This is a genomic window from Bradyrhizobium sp. WCU1 (assembly GCF_053474805.1).
Genome location: NZ_CM130280.1, coordinates 2981230 through 3002245, shown reverse-complemented (window position 1 = coordinate 3002245; position 21016 = coordinate 2981230). Strand labels below are relative to the sequence as shown.

Annotated in this window: 18 protein-coding genes; 12 read left to right on the top strand and 6 right to left on the bottom strand. The window is 65.3% G+C overall.

The genetic code is table 11. The features are described from left to right. Positions 1–80: 80 nt before the first annotated feature. The 3 genes from ACTUWL_RS13895 to ACTUWL_RS13885 form a co-directional block, all read right to left on the bottom strand. Positions 81–1409 (bottom strand): IS1182 family transposase, encoded by a 1329-nt coding sequence (locus ACTUWL_RS13895; protein WP_106940575.1) that lies wholly within the window; start codon positions 1407–1409, stop codon positions 81–83. A gap of 234 nt (positions 1410–1643) precedes the next feature. Further along, positions 1644–2093: a hypothetical protein gene (locus ACTUWL_RS13890; protein WP_021082237.1), complete on the bottom strand. Its 450-nt coding sequence runs from the start codon at positions 2091–2093 to the stop codon at positions 1644–1646. A 129-nt stretch (positions 2094–2222) separates the two neighbouring features. Continuing rightward, positions 2223–2498 (bottom strand): BolA family protein, encoded by a 276-nt coding sequence (locus ACTUWL_RS13885; RefSeq protein WP_021082238.1) that lies wholly within the window; start codon positions 2496–2498, stop codon positions 2223–2225. A 109-nt stretch (positions 2499–2607) separates the two neighbouring features. Here ACTUWL_RS13885 and ACTUWL_RS13880 point away from each other — a divergent pair, with 109 nt between their 5' ends. Continuing rightward, complete coding sequence (locus tag ACTUWL_RS13880) at positions 2608–3243, top strand: J domain-containing protein (protein WP_021082239.1); 636 nt, start codon at positions 2608–2610, stop codon at positions 3241–3243. Positions 3244–3431: 188 nt separating this feature from the next. On the opposite strand, the gene ACTUWL_RS13875 is transcribed toward ACTUWL_RS13880, so the two are convergent. Then, the gene (locus ACTUWL_RS13875) at positions 3432–4526 is read right to left on the bottom strand and encodes a citrate synthase/methylcitrate synthase (protein ID WP_021082240.1); all 1095 of its coding nucleotides are present in this window, start codon (positions 4524–4526) and stop codon (positions 3432–3434) included. 76 nt (positions 4527–4602) lie between these two features. Between ACTUWL_RS13875 and ACTUWL_RS13870 the strand changes: the two genes are divergently transcribed. After that, positions 4603–5826 carry a citrate/2-methylcitrate synthase gene (locus ACTUWL_RS13870; protein WP_021082241.1) on the top strand — a complete coding sequence of 408 codons (1224 nt, stop codon included), beginning with the start codon at positions 4603–4605 and terminating at the stop codon, positions 5824–5826. A gap of 3 nt (positions 5827–5829) precedes the next feature. Here the strand turns inward: ACTUWL_RS13870 and ACTUWL_RS13865 are convergent, their stop codons facing one another. Further along, complete coding sequence (locus ACTUWL_RS13865) at positions 5830–6492, bottom strand: DedA family protein (protein ID WP_021082242.1); 663 nt, start codon at positions 6490–6492, stop codon at positions 5830–5832. 295 nt (positions 6493–6787) lie between these two features. On the opposite strand from ACTUWL_RS13865, the gene cobS reads away from it, so the two are divergent. The 7 genes from cobS (at position 6788) to ACTUWL_RS13830 (ending at position 14476) form a co-directional block, all read left to right on the top strand. Further along, on the top strand, positions 6788–7786 hold the full coding sequence (cobS, locus tag ACTUWL_RS13860; protein WP_021082243.1) for a cobaltochelatase subunit CobS: 999 nt from the start codon (positions 6788–6790) through the stop codon (positions 7784–7786). 3 nt (positions 7787–7789) lie between these two features. Beyond that, on the top strand, positions 7790–8200 hold the full coding sequence (locus ACTUWL_RS13855) for a GNAT family N-acetyltransferase (protein ID WP_021082244.1): 411 nt from the start codon (positions 7790–7792) through the stop codon (positions 8198–8200). Beyond that, a complete protein-coding gene (gene cobT / locus ACTUWL_RS13850) occupies positions 8197–10095 on the top strand; it encodes a cobaltochelatase subunit CobT (RefSeq protein ID WP_021082245.1) in 1899 nt (632 codons plus the stop codon). Before ACTUWL_RS13855 ends, cobT begins: the two co-directional genes overlap by 4 nt. Before the next feature lie 3 nt (positions 10096–10098). After that, on the top strand, positions 10099–11193 hold the full coding sequence (locus ACTUWL_RS13845) for an esterase-like activity of phytase family protein (protein WP_035653545.1): 1095 nt from the start codon (positions 10099–10101) through the stop codon (positions 11191–11193). Positions 11194–11349: 156 nt separating this feature from the next. Then, positions 11350–12462, top strand: a complete 1113-nt coding sequence (locus tag ACTUWL_RS13840; protein ID WP_021082247.1) for an NADH:flavin oxidoreductase/NADH oxidase — start codon at positions 11350–11352, stop codon at positions 12460–12462. 183 nt (positions 12463–12645) lie between these two features. After that, complete coding sequence (locus ACTUWL_RS13835) at positions 12646–13746, top strand: LLM class flavin-dependent oxidoreductase (protein WP_106940342.1); 1101 nt, start codon at positions 12646–12648, stop codon at positions 13744–13746. A gap of 310 nt (positions 13747–14056) precedes the next feature. Then, positions 14057–14476, top strand: coding sequence for a hypothetical protein (locus ACTUWL_RS13830; protein ID WP_021080162.1), 420 nt, complete (start codon positions 14057–14059; stop codon positions 14474–14476). Here ACTUWL_RS13830 and ACTUWL_RS13825 read toward each other — a convergent pair whose 3' ends face one another. Then, complete coding sequence (locus ACTUWL_RS13825) at positions 14477–15097, bottom strand: TetR/AcrR family transcriptional regulator (RefSeq protein WP_199196605.1); 621 nt, start codon at positions 15095–15097, stop codon at positions 14477–14479. Positions 15098–15149: 52 nt separating this feature from the next. On the opposite strand from ACTUWL_RS13825, the gene ACTUWL_RS13820 reads away from it, so the two are divergent. The 3 genes from ACTUWL_RS13820 (at position 15150) to ACTUWL_RS13810 (ending at position 21014) form a co-directional block, all read left to right on the top strand. Next, positions 15150–15395: a hypothetical protein gene (locus tag ACTUWL_RS13820; protein ID WP_021080164.1), complete on the top strand. Its 246-nt coding sequence runs from the start codon at positions 15150–15152 to the stop codon at positions 15393–15395. Between the two features lie 288 nt (positions 15396–15683). Beyond that, on the top strand, positions 15684–19136 hold the full coding sequence (locus tag ACTUWL_RS13815) for an acyl-[ACP]--phospholipid O-acyltransferase (RefSeq protein ID WP_021080165.1): 3453 nt from the start codon (positions 15684–15686) through the stop codon (positions 19134–19136). An 87-nt stretch (positions 19137–19223) separates the two neighbouring features. Further along, a complete protein-coding gene (locus ACTUWL_RS13810; RefSeq protein ID WP_021080166.1) occupies positions 19224–21014 on the top strand; it encodes an NAD(P)-binding domain-containing protein in 1791 nt (596 codons plus the stop codon). The last annotated feature ends 2 nt before the right edge of the window (positions 21015–21016 follow it).

Here is a 21016-nt window from a genome sequence, read left to right as displayed (position 1 = left end):
TTCGGGTTTTGCCTTTTACGTCTGTAGGTCGGGTGGGTTTGGTTTTTTGCGCAGCTGCGGCCGGGTGGCCGATGTGGTGTTTAAGCGCTGTAGAGCCGATGCCCTTGTAAGACGTTGTTGGTGAGGGCGAACCAGAGCGCGACGGCACGGACCTTTTCAAGGCCGCGTACGGTGAGTTGCCGCAGGCCCCAGTTGCGCCATCGAGCGTGGATGCACTCGCAGATCGATCGGAGCTTGTACTGGGCCTTGCCCGGCTCGCTTGCCATCCGTGCCCGCCAAGCCAACACGCCCGGGCCGTCGCCGCGCCGCGGCAGGTAGGGATCGGTACCGTGCTTGGATTGCGTGGGCGGACAATAGACCTCAACCCCTTGATCATGCGCCCACTCGATGTCCTCGGCACTGCCAAAGCCGCCATCAACGAGATGGCGGCCCGGAAGGCGGCCGGTCCGCGCGCGCAAGCGATCTAGCATTGGCTGCATGAGGCCGCGATCGGAACCAATATTGGTCACGTCGAGCCCGGCCACGATCTGCTCGCCGGCCGCGCTCGCCACCTGCACATTGTATCCTGGCCGGAAGCCGCCGTCGGCCATCTTCATGACGCGGGCGTCGGGGTCCGTCGTAGAGGCGCGCGGCTCCTTCGGCGTCTTGCCGTTGTTGCGCTTGTCTTCGCGCGCCTGGCGCTGCCGCTTGATCTCGGCGAGCGCGGCCTGCGCTGCCTTCAGGCGTTCGGTGCGCTCACGCGCCGCTCGCTCCTTGGCCGCCTTGATGCGCTGGTTGCTGGCATCGGAGCGCGCCTCGACCTCGCGTTTGAGCTCCGCCACGATCGTCTGCGCGGTCTCCAAATGGTGATCGAGTGTCTGTTCTCGCCGGAACGAGGCGGCCCCGGCGCTCGCCCGGATCCGCACGCCGTCCTGCGCCAGCTTGCTGAGGTCGACCAGGCCCACCTCCGCCAAGGCCGCAAGATGTTCGGCGAGCAGCCGATCGAGCAGATCGGCGCATCCGACCCGGAAGTCCGCCAGCGTATGGTAGTTCACCGAGACCCCGCCACACAGCCAGCGATAGACATCGTGGCTCTCGCACAGCCGCTCCAGGGCGCGAGCGCTTCCTACCCCGTCGCTGGTCGCATAGAGCCACAGTGCCAGCAAAAGCCGTGGCGACGTCGCCGGATGACCCGGCCTCTCGCCCCGCGCCTTGATCCGATCTTCAAGCTCGCGCAGCTCGAGCCCGTCGACATAGCACCAGATCACCCGCGCCGGATGATCTTCCCCGATCAGGCTATCGATATCCACCGCCCGCAGTTCAATCTGATCGCGCTGCGGCTCGCGCAGACGCGGCAAACCCGCTGGCGCCGCATCAGTTTGCGGCTTCGGCTGCTCCGGCAGTTCTCCAAACAGCTGGTCTTCAGCCATCTCCCGCTCTCCCGCAATTCAGCGATTGCAGGGAATCACATCCCCCATCCCTCCCGCTACATCTTTCGCCCAAGCCACAAAAATTCACACGCTCTGAGGAGCCGCGAAGCGGCGTCTCGAAGGGTCGGCGGCCTGGCTAGCGGCCGTGCATCCTTCGAGACGCGCTGCGCGCTCCTCCAGCGACAAAGGCGAAGCCTTTGCGCGGGGATGACGGATCAGGCAGCTGTGTTTGGCCTACTCGATATCGATCGAGATGCCCGACAGCTTCCACGCGCCGTCGGAGGGGATGAAGCCGAGCTGATACTTCACTTGCTTCGGCGTGGTGTCGAAATGGCCCTTCAGCCGCAGCACGCCCTTGTCGTCGATCTTGGCGTCCTCATCGAGCACGATCGGCTTGGCGACCACGGCGTCGAACACGGCGTGCTTGTCGACCAGATCCTTGAAGATGGTCTGCAGCTTGTCGGGCGGAAACTGGTCGCGGAACGGCTTCGATATCTTGGCGTGGAACACGGTGAAATTGTTCGCGGCCACCGCATCGTTGAGCGACACCAGGATGCTTTTGATCAGCACCTCCTGGACGAACGGGCTCGGCATATCCAGCGCCGCGGCGGGGCGTATTGCGCAGAACAGGAGCAGGCCGGCGGCGGTGACGATCGACCGGAAACGTGGCCAGCAAGGGATCATCAATGGCCCCATATCAATGCGCGGCGATGCGATCCGTCATTTGCCTGCTCATCCACCGAGCAGGTCCATCGCCGGATGGTCCGTTTCTCTTAACGGAAAACCATGGCGTCGTCTTGAGCCAAGCGCGCGCTAGCGCGGCTTTTCCCCGGGGGCGTTCGCATGGATCGCCAGCGCATGCACCGAGCCGGCAAGTTCCTGCGCCAGCGCCGCATTTATCATGCGATGGCGTTCGATCCGGCTCTTCCCTTCGAAGGCCGGAGACACAATATATACCCTGAAATGCGTCTCCCCGCCTGGGCTGTGGCCGGCGTGGCCCTCATGCAGATGTGACTCATCGACGACGTCGAGGCTTTCGGGCAAGAAAGCTTCACGCAACTTGTTTATGATAGCGTCTTTGGTGCTCATGGCGGCGGAGTTAGGTTCGCGACGGCTTTTCGTCAATGGTGCTAACGGGAAACGAGGTCTGCGCAATGTCAAGACTTGAAGATTTGTGCATTGCGTAGTCAAAGAGATCATGCCGATCGATTCATCAAAATTCTTCGACTCCATTCGCATCAAGCCGACCAAGGTGAGTGCGAAGCGCCAGGCGCAGGCCGGCGAGCAGGCTGTGACCTGCGAGTGGGCGGGTTGCCAGAACAAGGGCGCGCACCGCGCCCCGAAGGGCCGCGAGAATTCGCGCGAGTATTGGCACTTCTGTCTCGATCACGTCCGCGAGTACAACCAGTCCTATAATTTCTTCCAGGGCATGAATCCTGACGACGTCGCGCGCTATCAGAAGGATGCGCTGACCGGTCACCGTCCGACCTGGAAGATGGGCGCCAACAACGGCAAGAAGGAGAGCGGTCTCGATGCCGCCTCCGATCCGTTCCACGTGTTCTCCGAGCTCAACGGCCGCGGCCGTTGGCGCCCCGGGCCGGGCGGTGCGGAGCCGAAGCCCGAGACCCGCAAGGTGATGAACGCCGAGCGCAAGGCGCTGCTGGTGATGGGGCTCGGTGCCGGGGCGACGCTGGAAGACGTCAAGTCGAAGTACAAGGCGCTGGTCAAGCAGCACCACCCCGACGCCAATGGCGGCGACCGCTCCACCGAGGATCGCCTGATCGAGATCATCAAGGCGTATAATTACCTGAAGACCGTGGTGCGCGAGGCGTAAGCGCTCTCCATCGTCGTCCCTGCGAAAGCAGGGACCCATAACCACCAGCGGTCATAGTTCGCGCGAGACGTTTGCCAGATTGCCCCATTGAAGGGCCGCGGCGTATGGGTCCCTGCTCCCGTGCGCAATTGCGCACGACGGCAGAGTTTTTGGCTCCGCCGCGTCTGCCTCTTGCGGTCCCGATTCTCTCAACCCTTCGGCACCGCCCCGACATAGGACGAGCTCGGCCGGATCAGCCGGCCGGTGCGGCGCTGCTCAAGGGCGTGCGCGGTCCAGCCGGCGGCGCGGGCCACCGCGAAGATTGGCGTGAAGGCCTGCCGCGGGATCCCCAGCCCATCGAGCAGGATCGCGGTGAAGAACTCGACATTGGTCTCGAGCGGCCGCTCCGGATTCTTCTTGCGCAGCGCTTCGCGGATATAGGCCTCGACCTCGCCGGCAAACGGCAGGTCGGCGCCGCTGGCCTCGAGGCGCTCGATCGCGACTTTCAGCACGTCGGCGCGCGGGTCGCGCACCCGATAGACGCGATGGCCGAATCCCATCAGCCGCTCGCCATGCGCCAGCGCGCCGTCGACCCAGGGCTTGATGCGTTCGCGCGTGCCGATCGCATCCAGCATCTCGAGCACCGGCTCCGGCGCGCCGCCATGCAGCGGGCCGGTCAGCGCGCAATAGCCGCCGGTGATGGCCGCGAACAGATCGGCCTGGGTCGATGCGATCACCCGGGTCGTGAAGGTCGAGGCATTCATGCCGTGATCGCAGACCGTGACGAGATAGGCGTCGAGCGCCGCGACCTCGCGCGGCGCAGCCTTGCGGCCCAGCAGCATATGCAGCGTGTCGGCGGCGTGGCTGACATTGGGATCCGGCGCGATCGGATCATGTCCCTTGGCTTGCTGGACCAGGGCGCCGGCGATCACCGGGAAGGCGCCGACAATGGTCGCCTCGTGCTCCAGCCCGTTCTCGCCGCGCAGCCCGGCGATGGCGGCCCGGAAGCCGTCGACAACAGACATGCCGCGGGTTGCCGGCAGCAGGTCCGGCAGCCGCGCGAAGGCGCGTTCGCGGGCGGCACCTAAGCTGGCGCGGACATTGGCTTCGCTCAGCGACTTGCCGGTGGCGCCGTTCCAAAGCCGCGCGGTGACGCCCTCGAAGCTCGACTTGCCGGCGAGGCTCGCGACGTGCTCGCCGGCGATGATGAGTTCGCCGCGCTCGCCGTCGACATGGCTCAACACGGTCTCGGCGGCGGGAACGCCGTCCAGACCGATCTGGCTCTTGGTGAGAATCATATTCATGGCCCGATCTCCTTGCTTCACCGCTTCAAGGTCGGGCCACTCGACGAGTTGATCAATCTTGATTATATAAATCAATATGAAAAAATCCGACGAGCTTTACCTCTCCGCCCGCGAGGCCGCCGCCGAGCTCGCGATCTCGCCGGCGACCCTCTACGCCTATGTCAGCCGCGGCCTGATCCGCTCCGAGCCGTCGCCGGATTCGCGCAGCCACCGCTACCGCGCCGAGGACATCAGGGGGTTGAAGGAGCGCCGCGTGCCGTCGCCGGAGCCGCGCGGCTTCCGCAATTTCGATGCCGACTTGCCGGTGATGGATTCGGCGATCGCGACGATCACCGAGCAGGGGCCGATCTACCGCGGCGTCAACTGCGTCGATCTCTCCCTGCGCGACACGCTGGAGCACACCGCGACGCTGCTGTGGGATGTCACCGGCGTCGATCCGTTCGCGCCGGATAATTGCCCGCATGTCTCCGATGAAATGCGCGCGATCGCCGAGGCCGCGCGCCGCGCCCAGCCGATCGACCGCACGGTCGCGGTACTGGCGCTGGCGGCGAGCGCCGATCCCGGCGCCTTCACGCGCGCGCCCGATGGCCGCGCGATGGTCGGCGGGCGCATCTTGCGGTTGCTGGTCGCGACCATGCTGAACGCAGTGCCGTCGGCCGAGCCGCTGCACGAGCAGGTGGCGCAGGCGTGGGCGCCCGACAATAAGCACGCGCCGGACTTGATTCGCCGCGCGCTGGTGCTGCTCGCCGATCACGAATTGAATGCATCGACCTTCACCGCGCGCTGCGCGGCATCGACCGGGCTCAATCTGTACGATGCCGTGATCGCAGGGCTCGTCGCGCTGAAGGGCCCGATGCATGGCGGCGCCGGCGTGCTGGCCTCGCGCCTCGTCAAGACGATGATCGACAATGACGTTGCGCCTGTGGTGCGCGAGCGGGTCGCACTCGGCGAACGCTTCGCCGGCTTCGGCCACGGCGTCTACAAGAAGGGCGATCCGCGCGCGATCTCGCTGCTGGAGGCGCTGACGCGGGCCGGCGCGCCGCGCAAATTCACCCGGGAAGTGCCAGATCGAATCGCGGAGGCAACCGGCGAGTTCGTCAACATCGATTACGCGCTGGCGGTGCTGGTGCATGCATTGCGGATGCCCGCAGGCAGCGAGCTTGCGCTGTTCGCGATGGCGCGCAGCGTCGGTTGGGTCGCGCATGCCAGCGAGCAGCTTCAACTCGGCAAGCTGATCAGGCCCCGTGCGCGTTATGTCGGCCCGGCTCCTGGGCGGGCCGGTTCGACCAACAGCATTTAGGTCTTATTCTGCCGGCTTGGACGGTTCGATCAGGCCGCCGCCATGGCGGCGGCGGATGGTCCAGACGGCCAGCATCAGGATGACGGCGCCGCCCGCCACCGCGAACATCCACAGATGCTTGCCGACATGTTGATGATGCGGCAGGCCGGCATAGTCGTGCAGCGCAGTGACCGCGAGGACCCCGGGCAGCACATGCGCCGGCGCCCAGAGCAGGATGGCGGGGATGTTGATCGCGTAGAAGCGCGCCGGCGGCATGTCGAGCGCGCCGGCGGTGATCGGCACGAAGGCACGAATCGGCGGCACGAAGCGGGCGAAGAACACCGCGAGCACGCCCCAGCGGTTGAAGAAGGCCTCGCTCTGCGCGACCACGCGCGGATAATTGGAGAGCGGCCAGGCGGAGAGGATCTCGCGTTGGCTGCGATAGCCGATCAGGTAGGCGGTGCCGTCGCCGAGCATTGCGCCGCAGGCCGCCGCGGCGAGCACCGGCCACAGCTTCAATTCGCCGCCCGGGACCAGCGCGCTCAGCGCCAGGATGATAGTCGAGCCCGGCACCAGCGAGCCGACCACCGGAACGGCTTCCAGCAGGGCGGCCAGAAACAGCGTCAGATAGGCGAGCCAGGCATGCGCCGAAACGAACGCGATCAAGGGGTCAAGGAATGAAGTCACAGAAGCCCATGGGTGGCAGTGAAATAGGTCCGAGAGCTAACAACTCCCCGCGGGGCTGAAAAGTGCCTGGCCCGACAGGCCGCCGTGGCGCTGCGGCAAAAGTACGGCGGGATTTGCAGAGCAGCCTTCCAAAAACCGGGTTTCGCGCCTATCTTGATGATACAACAACGGAACTTTGATTTGCCCGTGGGCTTCTGCCGGCCGATGCTCTCTGCTAGGCTTGTGCGTAGCACCCCATCCGCAGCCAAATGACCTACAATCTGGTTTCGGGAATGCCCGGGACCTCGGAGGATGAATGACGACCGCCGTCCAGACCAAAGAGCAACAACCCGTCGGCTTGCCCGACATGAAGGTTTCGGTTCGGCAGGTCTTCGGGATCGATAGCGATCTGGAAGTTCCCGCCTATTCCGAAGTCGATCCGCACGTGCCGGAAGTCGACAGCGACTATCGCTTCGACCGCGCCACCACGCTTGCGATCCTCGCCGGCTTTGCCAAGAACCGCCGCGTGATGGTCACCGGCTATCACGGCACCGGCAAGTCCACCCACATCGAGCAGGTCGCGGCCCGACTCAACTGGCCGTGTGTGCGCGTCAACCTCGACAGCCATATCAGCCGTATCGATCTCGTCGGCAAGGACGCCATCGTGGTCAAGGACGGCAAGCAGGTCACCGAATTCCGCGACGGCATCCTGCCCTGGGCGCTGCAGCACAACATCGCGCTGGTGTTCGACGAATACGACGCCGGCCGCCCCGACGTGATGTTCGTGATCCAGCGCGTGCTGGAAGTCTCCGGCCGCCTGACGCTGCTCGACCAGAACAAGGTGATCAAGCCGCATCCGGCGTTCCGCCTGTTCTCGACCGCCAACACGGTCGGCCTCGGCGACACCTCGGGCCTCTATCACGGCACCCAGCAGATCAACCAGGGCCAGATGGACCGCTGGTCGATCGTCACGACGCTGAACTACCTCGCCCATGACGAGGAAGTGGAGATCGTGCTGGCCAAGGCGAAGCACTATCGCACGCAGGAAGGCCGCGACATCGTCAACAAGATGGTGCGCCTCGCCGATCTCACCCGTAACGCGTTCGCCAATGGCGACCTGTCGACGGTGATGAGCCCGCGCACGGTGATCACCTGGGCCGAGAACGCCGATATCTTCAACGACATCGGCTTCGCGTTCCGCGTCACCTTCCTCAACAAGTGTGACGAGCTGGAGCGGCCGCTGGTCGCCGAGTTCTACCAGCGCTGCTTCAACGTCGAGTTGCCGGAATCCTCGGTCAACGTGGCGCTCAGCTAGTCCATGCCGAAAATCTCCGTCGAGCGCACAGTCACACAGACGAAGAAAGCGGTGCTCGGCGGACTGCTCCGCTACAACAACGAGAAGATGGGGAAGCAGAAGTACAAGCGCTTCGCCATCTCGCTGCGACAGGGCGACGAGATCGTCGGCGGCGTCGTCGGCGAGGTCTGGACCGCGGTGTTGTTCATCCAGCTGTTCTGGATGGAGCAGAAGTTTCGCAACAAGGGCTTTGGCGCGAAGCTGATCAAGGCGATCGAAGACGAGGCGCGGCGCTTCGGAGCCACGCAATCCTATCTGGATACGATGAGCTTCCAGGCGCCGGGTTTCTACCGCGCCAATGGATATAAAGAGTTCGGTTCGATTGAGGGGTATCCCGGCGGCGTCACGCGCCACTGGTTTACGAAATCGCTATGACAACCTCCAATATCAAATTCCGTCCCGGTTCGAAGGAAGCGCCGACCGAGCCGTTCAAGCGCTCGGTGTCGGCCTGCCTGAAGGCGATCGCCAAGAAGCCGGAGCTCGAGATCTCGTTCGCGGCCGAGCGGCCGGGCCTTGCGCCAGGCAAGGCGCGGCTGCCGGAGCCGGCGCGCAAGATGACCAAGCGCGATGCGGCGATCGTGCGCGGCCACGCCGATTCGATCGCGCTCAAGATCGCCTGTCACGATCCCAAGGTGCACCGCAAGCTGATGCCGGGCAATCCGCAGGCGCGCGGCGTGTTCGAGGCGGTCGAGCAGGCACGCGTCGAGGCGATCGGCTCGCGCCGGATGGCCGGCGTTGCGAAGAACCTCACCGCGATGCTGGACGATCATTTCCATCGCGGCAAGTATGACGAGATCACCGACCGCGCCGATGCGCCGCTGTCGGATGCGCTGGCGATGCTGGTGCGCGAGCGCCTCACCGGCATGGCGCCGCCCGCGGCCGCCAAGAAGATGGTCGATCTCTGGCGTCCGACGCTGGAGGACAAGATCGGCTCGCGGCTCGACCAGCTCAGCCGTTTCACCGAAGACCAGGCGAGGTTCGGCGACCTCGTCCATGACCTGCTGTCGGCGCTCGATCTCGGCGACGACCGCAACATGGATTCCGACGACGACGATGACCAGGACGAGAACCAGGACGGCGAGAACGATCAGTCCGGCGCCGAAGGCTCGCCCGATTCCGACGCCGCGCAGGAGATGAGCGCCGACCAGGCCCAGACGTCGGCGGAAGAGATGAGCGAAAGCGCGATGGAGAGCGCGCAGGCCTCGACGTCGGATACGTTCGACGACGGCGAGCTCGGCGACGACGAGACGCCGGGCGAGGCGACGCGGCCGAATTCGCGCGGCCAGAACGAACCGCGCGGCCCGGAATATCACGCCTTCGCGCCGAAATTCGACGAGGTGATCGCCGCCGAGGATCTTTGCGACCATGACGAACTGGAGCGCTTGCGTTCCTATCTCGACAAGCAGCTCGCGCATCTGCAGGGCATCGTGGCGCGGCTTGCCAACCGCCTGCAGCGCCGCCTGATGGCGCAGCAGAACCGCGCCTGGGATTTCGATCTCGAGGAAGGCATCCTCGATCCGGCGCGGCTGTCGCGCGTCGTCACCGATCCCTATCATCCGCTGTCCTTCATGCATGAGAAGGAGGCGACCTTCCGCGACACCGTGGTGACGCTGCTGCTGGATAACTCCGGCTCGATGCGCGGCCGTCCGATCACGGTTGCCGCCACCTGTGCCGACATCCTGGCGCGCACGCTGGAGCGTTGCGGCGTCAAGGTCGAGATCCTCGGCTTCACCACCCGCGCCTGGAAGGGCGGGCAGTCGCGCGAGGCCTGGCTCGCCGCCGGGAAGCCGGCTAACCCCGGCCGCCTCAACGATCTCAGGCACATCATCTACAAGTCGGCCGACGCGCCGTGGCGTCGTGCCCGGAAGAATCTCGGCCTGATGATGCGCGAAGGCCTTCTGAAGGAGAACATCGACGGCGAGGCGCTCGACTGGGCGCACAAGCGCCTGCTGGCGCGTCCCGAGCAACGCCGCATCCTGATGATGATCTCCGACGGCGCGCCGGTCGACGACTCCACGCTGTCGGTCAATCCCGGCAACTATCTCGAGCGGCATCTGCGCCACATCATCGAGGAGATCGAGACCCGCTCGCCGGTCGAGCTGATCGCGATCGGCATCGGGCACGACGTGACGCGTTATTATCGCCGCGCCGTCACCATCGTGGATGCCGAAGAGCTCGGCGGTGCCATCACCGAGAAGCTCGCCGAGCTGTTCAGCGAGACCCATGGTTCGGCACCCGCACCGGGTACCCGCCGTCGCCTCCACTCGTGAGACATGCGCTCACCCGTTAGCCGCCGCCATGTCCTGCAAGGGATGGCGGCGGGGCTGTCGGCCACAGCAGTGCCGCGCCTCGTGCAGGCACAGGGCGCGAGCCAGCCGGCCCTGACGCCGGGACCGCCCGGCAGGCCGGGCCGTCACCGCGTCGATGAACCGGCCTCGATCGAGGTCAACGCACGGCCGCTGCCGTCGTTCGACATCCGCGATCGTGCGCGCACGCGGTTCGGTTCGCTGGAATATCGCAGCGGTCTCATTCTGACCTCGTCGTTCGCCGGCTTCGGCGGCCTCTCTGCGCTCAGGCTTGACGCCAAGGGCGAACGCTTCATCGCGGTCAGCGACCAAGGCACCTGGTTCACCGGCCGCATCGTCTATCGCGGCCGCGAGATGGCCGGGCTCGACGATGTCGAGGCGGCGCCGCTGCTCGACGCCCACGGCAAACCGATCACCGCCACCCGCGGCTGGTACGATTCGGAATCGCTCGCGCTCGACGGCTCGATCGCCTATGTCGGTCTCGAGCGGGTCAACCAGGTGCTGCGCTACGATTTCTCCAAGGGCTTCACGCGGTCGCGCGGCGAAGTGGTGCCGCTGCCACCGGCTGCGCGCAGGCTGCCCAACAATAAGGGGTTGGAGGCGCTGGTCTTCGTGCCCAGGGCCTTGGCCAAGCCTCAACCGCTTGCGGGCACGCTGATCGCGTTTTCGGAGCGCGGGCTCGATGCAAGCGGCAATCTCATGGCCTTCCTGGTCGGCGGCAAGACGCCGGGCCAGTTCAGCATCCGGCGCACCGAGAATTTCGACATCAGCGATGCGGTGCTGCTGCCGTCGGGCGATCTGTTGATCCTGGAGCGGAAATTCTCCTGGCTCGGCGGCGTCGGGATCCGCATCCGCCGGCTCGTCCTGTCCGACATCGCGCCCGGCGCCGTCGTCGATGGCCCGGCGATCTTCAACGCCGATCTCGGCAATGAGATCGACAACATGGAAGGGATCGACGCCCATGTCAGCGCGGAGGGTGAGACCGTGCTGACCATGGTTTCCGACGACAATTTCTCCCTGATCCAGCGCAATCTGCTGCTGCAATTCACGCTGGTGGAGTGAGGCATCGCTTCACCTTCCCCTCAAGGGCAGGGCGAACCGACGCCATATCCGCATTGCTGGTCTGCGTCCCGGCCGGTCCGCCGCTGCTGCCTGTTGGTGATCGCAGCCCCGCCCTCTATCTTGGGCGTGCCCTTTCCCCGATCCCGGATATCCCGCATGAGCACCCTGTTTTCCCCGATCGAACTGCGTGGACTCAATCTCGCCAATCGCGTCATGGTCTCGCCGATGTGCCAGTATTCGGCCGACGACGGCTCCGCCAATGATTGGCACTTCACCCACATCAACATGCTGGCGCTGTCGGGTGCCGGGATGTTCTGCATCGAGGCCACCCATGTCGAGGATATCGGGCGGATCACGCCAGGTTGCCTCGGCCTCTATAGCGACGCCAACGAGGCGGCGCTGAAGCCGATCCTCGCCTCGGTGCGCAAGCATTCCAAGGCGGCGGTCGCGATGCAGCTTGCCCATGCCGGCCGCAAGGCTTCCAGCCAGCGTCCGTGGGAGGGCGGGCAGTTGATCCCGGTTGCCGACGGCGGCTGGCAGACGGTCGGGCCGTCGGCGGTCCCGCACAAGGACGGCGAGGCTGCACCGGTGGCGCTCGATGATGCCGGCCTGAAGCGCATTCGCGATGCCTTTGTCGCGGCCGCCAGGCGTGCCGACCGGCTCGGCATCGATGCGCTCGAGCTGCATGGCGCGCACGGTTATCTGCTGCACCAGTTCCTGTCGCCAATCGCCAACAAACGGACCGACCGGTATGGCGGTTCGCTCGAAAACCGCATGCGCTTCCCGCTGGAAGTGTTCGACGCGGTGCGCGCAGCATTCCCGGATCATAAGCCGATCGGCATGCGGGTGTCGGCGACCGACTGGGTCGACGGTGCCTGGGACCTCGCGCAGACCATCGAATTTGCCAAGGAGCTGAAGAAGCGTGGCGTCGACTGGATGGATGTGTCTTCCGGCGGCGTGTCGCCGCTGCAGAAGATTCCGCTTGGTCCGGGCTACCAGGTGCCGGCGGCGCAGGCGGTGAAGGAAGCGACCGGCGTCACCACGATGGCGGTCGGCCTGATCACCGAAGCGAAGCAGGCCGAGGAGATCGTCGCATCAGGGAAGGCCGACATGGTCGCGCTCGCCCGCGGCATGCTCTACGACCCACGCTGGGGCTGGCACGCCGCCGCCGAACTTGGCGGCGAGGTAAGCGCGCCGCCGCAATACTGGCGCTCGCAGCCCTCCACCCAGAAGACGCTGTTCGGCAAGACCACATTCGGCGCGCGGTAGCGCCATCCGGGAATCGCGCAGCCTGCAGAATTGTCCCGGATCGCGCGTCGCGCCATCCGGGCTAGCTCTGCGCATCGCCAGGGAATGACGATGTGATCCATTGAGCCATTGTCCTGCCGCAGCCCGGGCAGCTACTCTCCGATCGCGTGCGGAAGACACGCAACGAACAAGGAGAGGAAACCCATGGAACTCGGATACTTCGCGATGCCGTCGCATCCGCCGGAGTGCGGACTGAAAGAGGGCCACGATTGGGACCTGCAGGTGCTGCGCTGGCTCGACGAGCTCGGCTACCAGGAAGCCTGGATCGGCGAGCACCACACCGCGCCCTGGGAGCCGCACCCGTCGCCCGATCTGCTGGTGGCGCAGGCACTGCTGCAGACCAAGAACATCCGCATCGGACCCGGCGGCTTCCTGCTGCCGTATCACCATCCAGCCGAGCTCGCCAACCGCGTCGCGATGCTTGATCATCTCTCGAACGGGCGGCTCAATTTCGGCGTCGCGGCCTCCGGCTTGCCGAGCGACTGGGCGATGTTCAACGTCGACGGCATGTCCGGCCAGAACCGCGACATGACCCGCGAGGCGCTCGAGATCATCCTGAAGATGTGGACCGAGCCGGCCCCGTGGACTCATAAGGGCAAGTTCTGGACGGTGACCAAGCCGGACACGATGTTCGACTTCCTGAAACCCCACATCAAGCCTCAGCAAGCGCCGCATCCACCGATCGGCGTCGCCGGCCTGTCCAAGAACTCCGACACCTTGAAGCTCGCCGGCGAGCGCGGCTTCATCCCGATGAGCTTGAACCTCAATCCCGCCTACGTCGGCAGCCACTGGGACTCGGTCGAAGCCGGCGCCGCCAAGACCGGCCGCAAGCCGAGCCGCAAGGACTGGCGGATGGTGCGCGAGGTTTTTGTCGCCGATACCGATGAAGAGGCCTGGAAGCTCTCGACTGGCGACATGATGGGCCGGATGATGGGCGAGTATTTCCTGCCGCTGCTCGGCCATTTCGGCTTCAAGGATTATTTGAAGGCATCGCCCGACGTTCCCGACAGCGACGTCACGGTCGAATATTGCGCGCGCAACAACTGGATCGTCGGCTCGCCGGCGACGGTCACCGAGAAGATCGAGAAGATCTATCAGGAGGTCGGCGGCTTCGGCGTGCTCTTGGTGTTCGGCTTCGACTACAAGCACAAGCCCGAGGCCTGGCACAATTCGCTGCGGCTCTTGAAACAGGAAGTGTTGCCGCGGCTGAAGCACCTCGACGCCTCGGTCGGCCGCGCGGCGTAGGCGTCAGGATGAACATGCGGGGCAGCCTCAACGCTGCCCCGTGCTTCATGTCCCGCCCGATCTTACGCCCAGTGCATTGTCCGGAGAGCCGCCGCCGACACCGGAATGAATGAAGCGGATCGCACAGCACCGCAGCAACGGGATCGAGTGCTACCTTGGATCGATCGATCATCATTCCATGCCGCGCTGGGTGTGAATCGGCGCCCAAAAGCATCACGAGGTCGCGGCCATGTGAGGCGTCACGACTTTCGCGACGTGACGAAAAGGCCTAGCCTGACCGACGGCGCAGTTCATTTGATGAGGCATAGCGATGCGCAGCCGCGTCAGAAAATTTGCCCATATCCTGGAGCGCTTCGGCCTTGCCCTGGCGGGCGCCGCAAGCGGTCTGTTCGTCGCCATCCATGTCGGCTCGAGCGTGTCGGCGCTGACCTCGCAGGCGTTCCTGCTGATCATGATGCTGGGCGGCGCGATCGGCTTCTATCTCGGCATCGACACGCCGCCGAAGCTCTTCCACCCGAAGGACGGCGCCTCGACGCGCAAGATCGACGCGGCGGAACTACTCAGCGCGATCGGCACTTTCCTGGCGACCATGGTGGCGTTCTTCTCGGTTGGTGTCGTCGTGCTGCGCAGCGAGCCGGATATCGGCTGGACTGCGGCGATCATGGCCGGCTGGGTGCTCGGTGTCGCCATGCAGATCGTCGCCGGCACGATCGCCCGCACCCGGGTGTAATTACGCGCCGCGCGCCACGCCCAATCCGGCGAGATGCGTGTCGACGAACTGCGTGAGCCGCTCGCGCAGCATCTCCGGCGGCACCGCGACCATCCGCTCCTCGAGGCCCAGCGATATGATGCCGTGGACCGCGGAGAACATCATCCGCGACAGTAGCGCGACCTCGTTCGGATCGCGATCGGGCAACAGCCGCACCAGCGGCGCATGCATCAGCGCGAACGCATCCATCACCATCGCCAGGATATCCTCCGGAAACGGCCGGTCGTCCTCCATCCGGTGCTCGAACAGCGAGCGCAGCAGATTGGCGTGCTCGCTGGCGAAGCCGAGATAGGCGTCCGCGAGCCCGTGGAGCTGGCGCAGGGGATCCTCGGCCGGGACGGCCTTGAGCCGCGCGGCCAGGGCCTGAACGGTCTCCCTGTTCACGGTCAGGATCAGGCCGTCGAAGTCGCCGAACTCGTTATAGACGCTGCCGATGGAGCAGCCGGCGGCCTCGGCGACATCACGAACCTTCAATGATCTCAATCCTTTAATCGCGATATATCGACGCGCGATCTCGATCAGCAGAGCTCGCCGCTGAAGTTTTTTCCGGTCCCGTCGTGATTCTTCTTGAACAATGTTCATTTTCAGGCTACTAATTTGAGCGTTGCTCAAGTTGGCATAGGAGGCCACTCAGATGCAGACCCTAGCACTTCAACTGACCACCACCTTCGTCGATGATGCGATCGAGCTCGTGAAGGGCTTTGGCCGCGTCGTCCACTCGCTGGCGACCGAGCCGATCGAGCGGATCGCCCGTGCCTGCGACGTCGCGGGCGTGCTGGAGCAGCGGCGCGCCGAGCGCCCGGCGGCACAGCATGGCGGCCGCTGCAAGTCGCGCAACTGCAGCTGGTCGCCGTTCGGCGGCTTGCGTGAACTGACCTGAAGCGCTCCGGCCGCAATTGTCGCCGAAACCTCAACAAAGCACTCACCATGTCGCCGCGAGCTGGTCTCGAGATCGATCAACCCCAGGTCTGGATAAGGTCTCATACATCTCTGGCGGGCAATGTCGCCGCGGCCCGGCGCGTGTGGATGTGCGCCGGTTCGAACCGAACCGTTGCGGAAAAGACTAAAGGCTGCGGCATTTCCGTCAATTTCACCCCGTTCACCCATTCTCTGCCCAACCAATTCGCAGACCTGCCAGCGCCGTGCGCGCTAACCCAAGGAACCGGTCATGATCAAGGAATTGATGACGTCCCGCCGCTTCGCGCCGCTGTTCTGGTCGCAGTTCTGCTCTGCTTTGAACGACAACGTGCTGAAGAACGCGCTGGTCATCATGCTGCTGTATGGCGTCGCCAACGAGCAGGGGCCGGCATTGGTTCAGCTCGCGGGTGCGGTGTTTATCTTCCCGTTCTTCGTGCTGTCGGCACTCGGCGGTGAACTCGCCGACCGCTACGTCAAATCGATCGTCGCCCGCCGGCTGAAGTTCTTCGAGATCTTCGCCGCGGCTTTCGCCGCCGCCGGTTTCTTCACCCATTCGATCCCGCTGCTGTTCATTGCGCTGGCGCTGTTCGGCATCGTCGCCGCGCTGTTCGGGCCGGTGAAATATGCCGTGCTGCCCGACCAACTGTCGGTGTCCGAACTTGCGACCGGCAACGCACTGGTCGAGGGCGCGACCTTCATGGCGATCCTGATCGGCACCATCGCGGGCGGGCTGTTCGTCGCGGGTGCCAGCCATATGGGCTGGATCTGCGCCGCCGTGGTCGGCCTGTCGGTGCTGTCCTGGGGGTTTGCGTCGCGCATTCCGGTGACACAGCCTTCCGCGCCTGAGCTTGCCATTACCAAGAACCCGTGGACCTCGACGGTGCGCCTGTTGAAGTCGCTCTATGCCGAGCCGCGGCTGTGGGACGGCATGGTGATCGTGTCCTGGTTCTGGATGGTCGGCGCGATCGTGCTGTCGCTGCTGCCTGCGCTGATCAAGGAGGGCGTCGGCGGCACCGAGGGCGTGGTCACGCTGTGCCTCGCGGTGTTCGCGATCGGCATCGCTGCCGGTTCGCTGTTCGCCGCGCAGCTCAGCCATGTTCGGCCGAATCTCGCGCTGGTGCCGATCGGCGCCATCGTGATGGGCGTGGTCGGCCTAGACCTCGCACTTGCGATCGCCACCACCTCGCTCGGCAAGGACGTCACCGCGGCTGCGTTCGCGACCTCGTTCGGTGGCTTCCGCATGCTGGCCGACTTCTTCCTGTTCGCTTTCGGCGGCGGCCTGTTCGTGGTGCCGTCGTTTGCCGCCGTGCAGGCCTGGACCGCGCCGTCCGAGCGCGCCCGCATCATCGCTGCGGGCAACATTTTGCAGGCGGGCTTCATGGTTGCCGGCGCGGTGTTCGTCGGCGCGCTGCAGGCTACCGGTCTGCCGATCGCCTGGATCTTCTTCGGCCTTGCGATCGCGAGCTTCGGCACCGTCTGGTTCGTGCTGACCAAGTGGGGCAAGGAGGGCGTCCGCGATTTCGGCGCGCTGCTGTTCCGCGCGCTGTTCCGCCTCGAAGTGCGCGGCATGGAGAACCTGCCGCCCGCCGGCACGCGGATGCTGATCGCGCCCAATCACGTCAGTTTGGTCGACGGTCCGTTGCTGCATGCCATGCTGCCGATCGACGCCAGCTTTGCCGTCGACACCGGCATCGCCAAGGCGTGGTGGGCCAAGCCGTTCCTGAAGATGATCAAGCACTACACGATGGACCCGTCGAAGCCGTTGGCTGCGCGCGACCTGATCAAGCTGGTCGCCGCCGGCGAGCCGGTCGTGATCTTCCCGGAAGGCCGCATCACGGTGTCCGGTTCGCTGATGAAGGTCTATGACGGCACCGCGATGATCGCCGACAAGGCCGATGCGGTGGTCGTTCCGGTCCGCATCGAGGGCGCGCAGCGCTCGCATCTCAGCTATCTCAAGAACGGCGAGATCAAGCGCTCCTGGTTTCCCAAGGTGACGATCTCGATCCTGCCGCCGGTGAAGCTGCCGGTCGACCAGGCGCTGAGGGGCAAGGCGCGCCGCAACGCCGCCGGCGCCGCGCTGCAGGACGTCATGATCGATGCCATGGTCCAGAACGCGATGCTCGACCAGACGCTGTTCGAAGGTCTCGGCCATGCCTATCGCGACCGCGACACCGGCAAGCCTGTTATCGAGGACGCGCTCGGCACCAAGCTGACTTATCGCAAGCTAATCCTCGGGGCGCAGGTTCTGAGCCGCAAGCTCGAGCAGGGGACCTCGGTAGGCGAAAATGTCGGCGTGCTGTTGCCGAATTCGGCCGGCGTTGCTGTCGTGTTCATGGCGTTGCAGACCATCGGCCGCGTGCCGGCGATGCTCAACTTCTCGGCCGGGCCGGTCAACGTGCTGGCCGCGATGAAGGCGGCGCAGGTCAAGACCGTGCTGACCTCGCAGGCCTTCATCGAGAAGGGCAAGCTCGACAAGCTGATCGCGGCGATGGCCGGCCAGGCACGCGTGATCTATCTCGAGGATGTCAGAGCCGGCATCAGCCTCTCCGACAAGATTGCGGGCTTCCGCGCCGGCATCGCGCCGCGCATTGCGCGAAGCGCGAATGATCCCGCGGTGATCCTGTTTACCTCGGGTTCGGAAGGCACGCCGAAGGGCGTCGTGCTGTCCCACCGCAACATCCTCGCCAACGCAGCGCAGGCGCTGGCGCGGGTCGATGCCAATGCCAACGACAAGGTGTTCAATGTCCTGCCGGTATTCCACTCGTTCGGCCTGACCGGTGGCATGATGATGCCGATCCTCGGCGGCATCCCGATCTTCATGTATCCGTCGCCGCTGCATTACCGGATCGTGCCCGAGCTGATCTACCAGACCGGCGCCACCATCCTGTTCGGCACCGACACCTTCCTCACCGGCTACGCCCGCTCGGCGCATGCCTATGATTTCCGCACGCTGCGGCTCGTCATCGCCGGCGCGGAAGCGGTGAAGGAGCGCACGCGGCAGGTCTATATGGAGCGCTATGGCATTCGCATCCTCGAGGGCTACGGCGTCACCGAGACCGCGCCGGTGCTCGCGATGAACACGCCGATGGCCAACCGCCAAGGCACCGTCGGCCGGATTTCGCCGTTGATGCAGTACCGCCTCGATCCGGTCCCCGGCATCGAGGAGGGCGGCCGGCTGTCGGTGAAGGGGCCGAACGTCATGATCGGCTATCTCCGTGTCGAGAATCCCGGCGTGCTGGAGCCGCTGCCCGATGGTTGGCACGACACCGGCGACATCGTCACGGTCGATGCGCAGGGCTTCATCGCGATCAAGGGCCGCGCCAAGCGCTTCGCCAAGATCGCGGGCGAAATGGTCTCGCTCTCCGCAGTGGAGGCGATGGCATCGGCGCTGTGGCCGCAGGCGATGTCGGTTGCGGTGACGCTGCCCGATCAACGCAAGGGCGAGCGCATCGTGCTGCTCACCACCGAGAGGAATGCCGACCGCGCCGCGATGCAGCGCCAGGCCAAGAGCGTCGGCGCCTCGGAGCTTTCGGTGCCTGCCGACATCCGCGTCGTCGACAAGGTGCCGCTGCTCGGCACCGGCAAGACCGACTATGTTGGAGCGACGGCATTGGCCAAGGAACTCGCCACAGCGCCTGCGACGCAGTCCGAGCCCGCCGGCGACGAGCCCGAGCCGGAGTCGCTGCAGCAACACGTTGCATGAGTCCTGGCATGAGTCTTGGCAGGATGGTTGTGCTTTTCGGGAGCATGTTGTCAGATAGACGGCAACTGCTCCCGAGAAAGCACGATCATGCTGGACAAACTGAACCCGGCTACCGAGGACGCGCCTGAACTGATCGCCGAGCGCTGGATCGGCGCGCTCGATGCGGCGCTTGCCGGCCGCTCCGCTCATGCTCTCACCGCGTTGTTCGCGCCCGAGAGCCACTGGCGCAATATCTTCGGTATTTCCTGGCATTTTGCGACATTCAGTGGGCGGCAAGGCGTCGTTGCCGAGCTGCTGGCCCGCGTCGCCTCGGTGAACGCCACTGGATTCCGTCTCGATGGCCGTGCCTTGATACCGCGACGCGCCGTGGTGGCCGGACGGGAGGTGATCGAGGCCGTTTTTACCTTCGACACGTCGAACGGGCCGGGCACTGGCGCGATCCGCCTGCTTCCAGACGTCGATGGAAATTCCGCGGCGTGGACGTTTTCCACCATGCTCGACTTCGATCGCGTCTGCGACGCGCGCGCCGGGCACACCGCCGAACAATCCCATGCGCGCGATTTCGCCGCACCCGACTGGCTCGAGCAGCGCCATGCCTCGCGCGCCTATGCCGACCGCGAGCCTGACGTGCTGATCGTCGGCGGCGGCCATGCCGGCATCGCGGCCGCGGTCGAGTGCAAGCGGATCGGGCTCGACGCCTTGATCGTCGATCGCGAGCGGCGCATCGGCGACAATTGGCGGCTGCGCTATCGCGGCTTGAAGCTGCACAACAAGACGCCGGTCAATCTGTTTCGCTACCTGCCGTTCCCGCCGACCTTCCCGGACTACATCCCGAAGGACAAGATCGCGAACTGGCTGGAAAGCTATGTCGACATCATGGAGCTCGACTTCTGGACCGAGACCTCGTTCGACGGCGCGCGCTATGACGATGCCATGCAACGCTGGACGGTGACGCTGCAACGGAGCGATGGCCCGCGCACGCTGCATCCGAAGCACATCGTGCTCGCGACCAGCGTCAGCGGCACGCCGAATATCCCCACCATCCCTGGCATCGAGAATTTCAAGGGCAAGGTGCTGCATTCGAGCCAATTCGCGGCGGGGCGCGAATGGGCAGGCCGCTCGGTCGTCGTGTTCGGCACCGGCACCAGCGCGCATGACATCTGCCAGGAGCTGCACGCTGCCGGCGCCGACGTCACCATGGTCCAGCGCAGCCCGACCATGGTGGTCAATGTCGAGCCGGCACAGCTCTACGACAGGACCTATCTCGGCGACGGCCCGCCGATCGAGGTGCGCGACATCCTCAATTCCGGCGTGCCGCTGCCGGTCATGAAGGTCGCGCACAAGATCATCACCGACGAGGTGAAGCGGCTCGATGCGCCGTTGCTGTCGCGGCTGGAGCGCGCCGGCTTCCGGCTCGAATTCGGCGAGGACGGCACCGGCTGGCCGCTGAAATTCCGCTCCCGCGGCGGCGGCTACTACTTCAACGTCGGCTGCTCCGAGCTGATCGCCGACGGCAAGATCCGCCTGATCCAGGCCGCCGACATCACCGGCTTCACCGCCGATGGCCTCGCGCTGAAGGGCGGCAAGACGCTCGCGGCCGAGCTGTTTGTGCTCGCCACCGGCTACAAGGGCCCCGACCATCTCGTCGGCCGACTGTTCGGCGAGGATGTCGCCGCGCGCGTCGGCCGGGTCTGGGGCTTCGACGAGGCGACGCAGGAGCTGCGCAACATGTGGACGCGCACACCCCAGCCCGGCCTCTGGTTCACTGGCGGCGCCTTCTCGCAGGCCCGCATCTACAGCCGCTTCATCGCGCTGCAGATCGCCGCGATCGAAGCCGGCACGCTTTCCAAATCATTCAACTGCAAGCACGCGAACTGAAG

What these genes read in the sequence shown, in the direction of transcription:
- ACTUWL_RS13895 (WP_106940575.1), bottom strand. Translation starts at nt 1,409, where the DNA reads ATGGCTGAAGACCAGCTGTTTGGAGAACTGCCGGAGCAGCCGAAGCCG.
- ACTUWL_RS13890 (WP_021082237.1), bottom strand. Translation starts at nt 2,093, where the DNA reads ATGATCCCTTGCTGGCCACGTTTCCGGTCGATCGTCACCGCCGCCGGC.
- ACTUWL_RS13885 (WP_021082238.1), bottom strand. Translation starts at nt 2,498, where the DNA reads ATGAGCACCAAAGACGCTATCATAAACAAGTTGCGTGAAGCTTTCTTG.
- ACTUWL_RS13880 (WP_021082239.1), top strand. Translation starts at nt 2,608, where the DNA reads ATGCCGATCGATTCATCAAAATTCTTCGACTCCATTCGCATCAAGCCG.
- ACTUWL_RS13875 (WP_021082240.1), bottom strand. Translation starts at nt 4,526, where the DNA reads ATGAATATGATTCTCACCAAGAGCCAGATCGGTCTGGACGGCGTTCCC.
- ACTUWL_RS13870 (WP_021082241.1), top strand. Translation starts at nt 4,603, where the DNA reads ATGAAAAAATCCGACGAGCTTTACCTCTCCGCCCGCGAGGCCGCCGCC.
- cobS (WP_021082243.1), top strand. Translation starts at nt 6,788, where the DNA reads ATGACGACCGCCGTCCAGACCAAAGAGCAACAACCCGTCGGCTTGCCC.
- ACTUWL_RS13855 (WP_021082244.1), top strand. Translation starts at nt 7,790, where the DNA reads ATGCCGAAAATCTCCGTCGAGCGCACAGTCACACAGACGAAGAAAGCG.
- cobT (WP_021082245.1), top strand. Translation starts at nt 8,197, where the DNA reads ATGACAACCTCCAATATCAAATTCCGTCCCGGTTCGAAGGAAGCGCCG.
- ACTUWL_RS13845 (WP_035653545.1), top strand. Translation starts at nt 10,099, where the DNA reads ATGCGCTCACCCGTTAGCCGCCGCCATGTCCTGCAAGGGATGGCGGCG.
- ACTUWL_RS13840 (WP_021082247.1), top strand. Translation starts at nt 11,350, where the DNA reads ATGAGCACCCTGTTTTCCCCGATCGAACTGCGTGGACTCAATCTCGCC.
- ACTUWL_RS13835 (WP_106940342.1), top strand. Translation starts at nt 12,646, where the DNA reads ATGGAACTCGGATACTTCGCGATGCCGTCGCATCCGCCGGAGTGCGGA.
- ACTUWL_RS13830 (WP_021080162.1), top strand. Translation starts at nt 14,057, where the DNA reads ATGCGCAGCCGCGTCAGAAAATTTGCCCATATCCTGGAGCGCTTCGGC.
- ACTUWL_RS13825 (WP_199196605.1), bottom strand. Translation starts at nt 15,097, where the DNA reads ATGAACATTGTTCAAGAAGAATCACGACGGGACCGGAAAAAACTTCAG.
- ACTUWL_RS13820 (WP_021080164.1), top strand. Translation starts at nt 15,150, where the DNA reads ATGCAGACCCTAGCACTTCAACTGACCACCACCTTCGTCGATGATGCG.
- ACTUWL_RS13815 (WP_021080165.1), top strand. Translation starts at nt 15,684, where the DNA reads ATGATCAAGGAATTGATGACGTCCCGCCGCTTCGCGCCGCTGTTCTGG.
- ACTUWL_RS13810 (WP_021080166.1), top strand. Translation starts at nt 19,224, where the DNA reads ATGCTGGACAAACTGAACCCGGCTACCGAGGACGCGCCTGAACTGATC.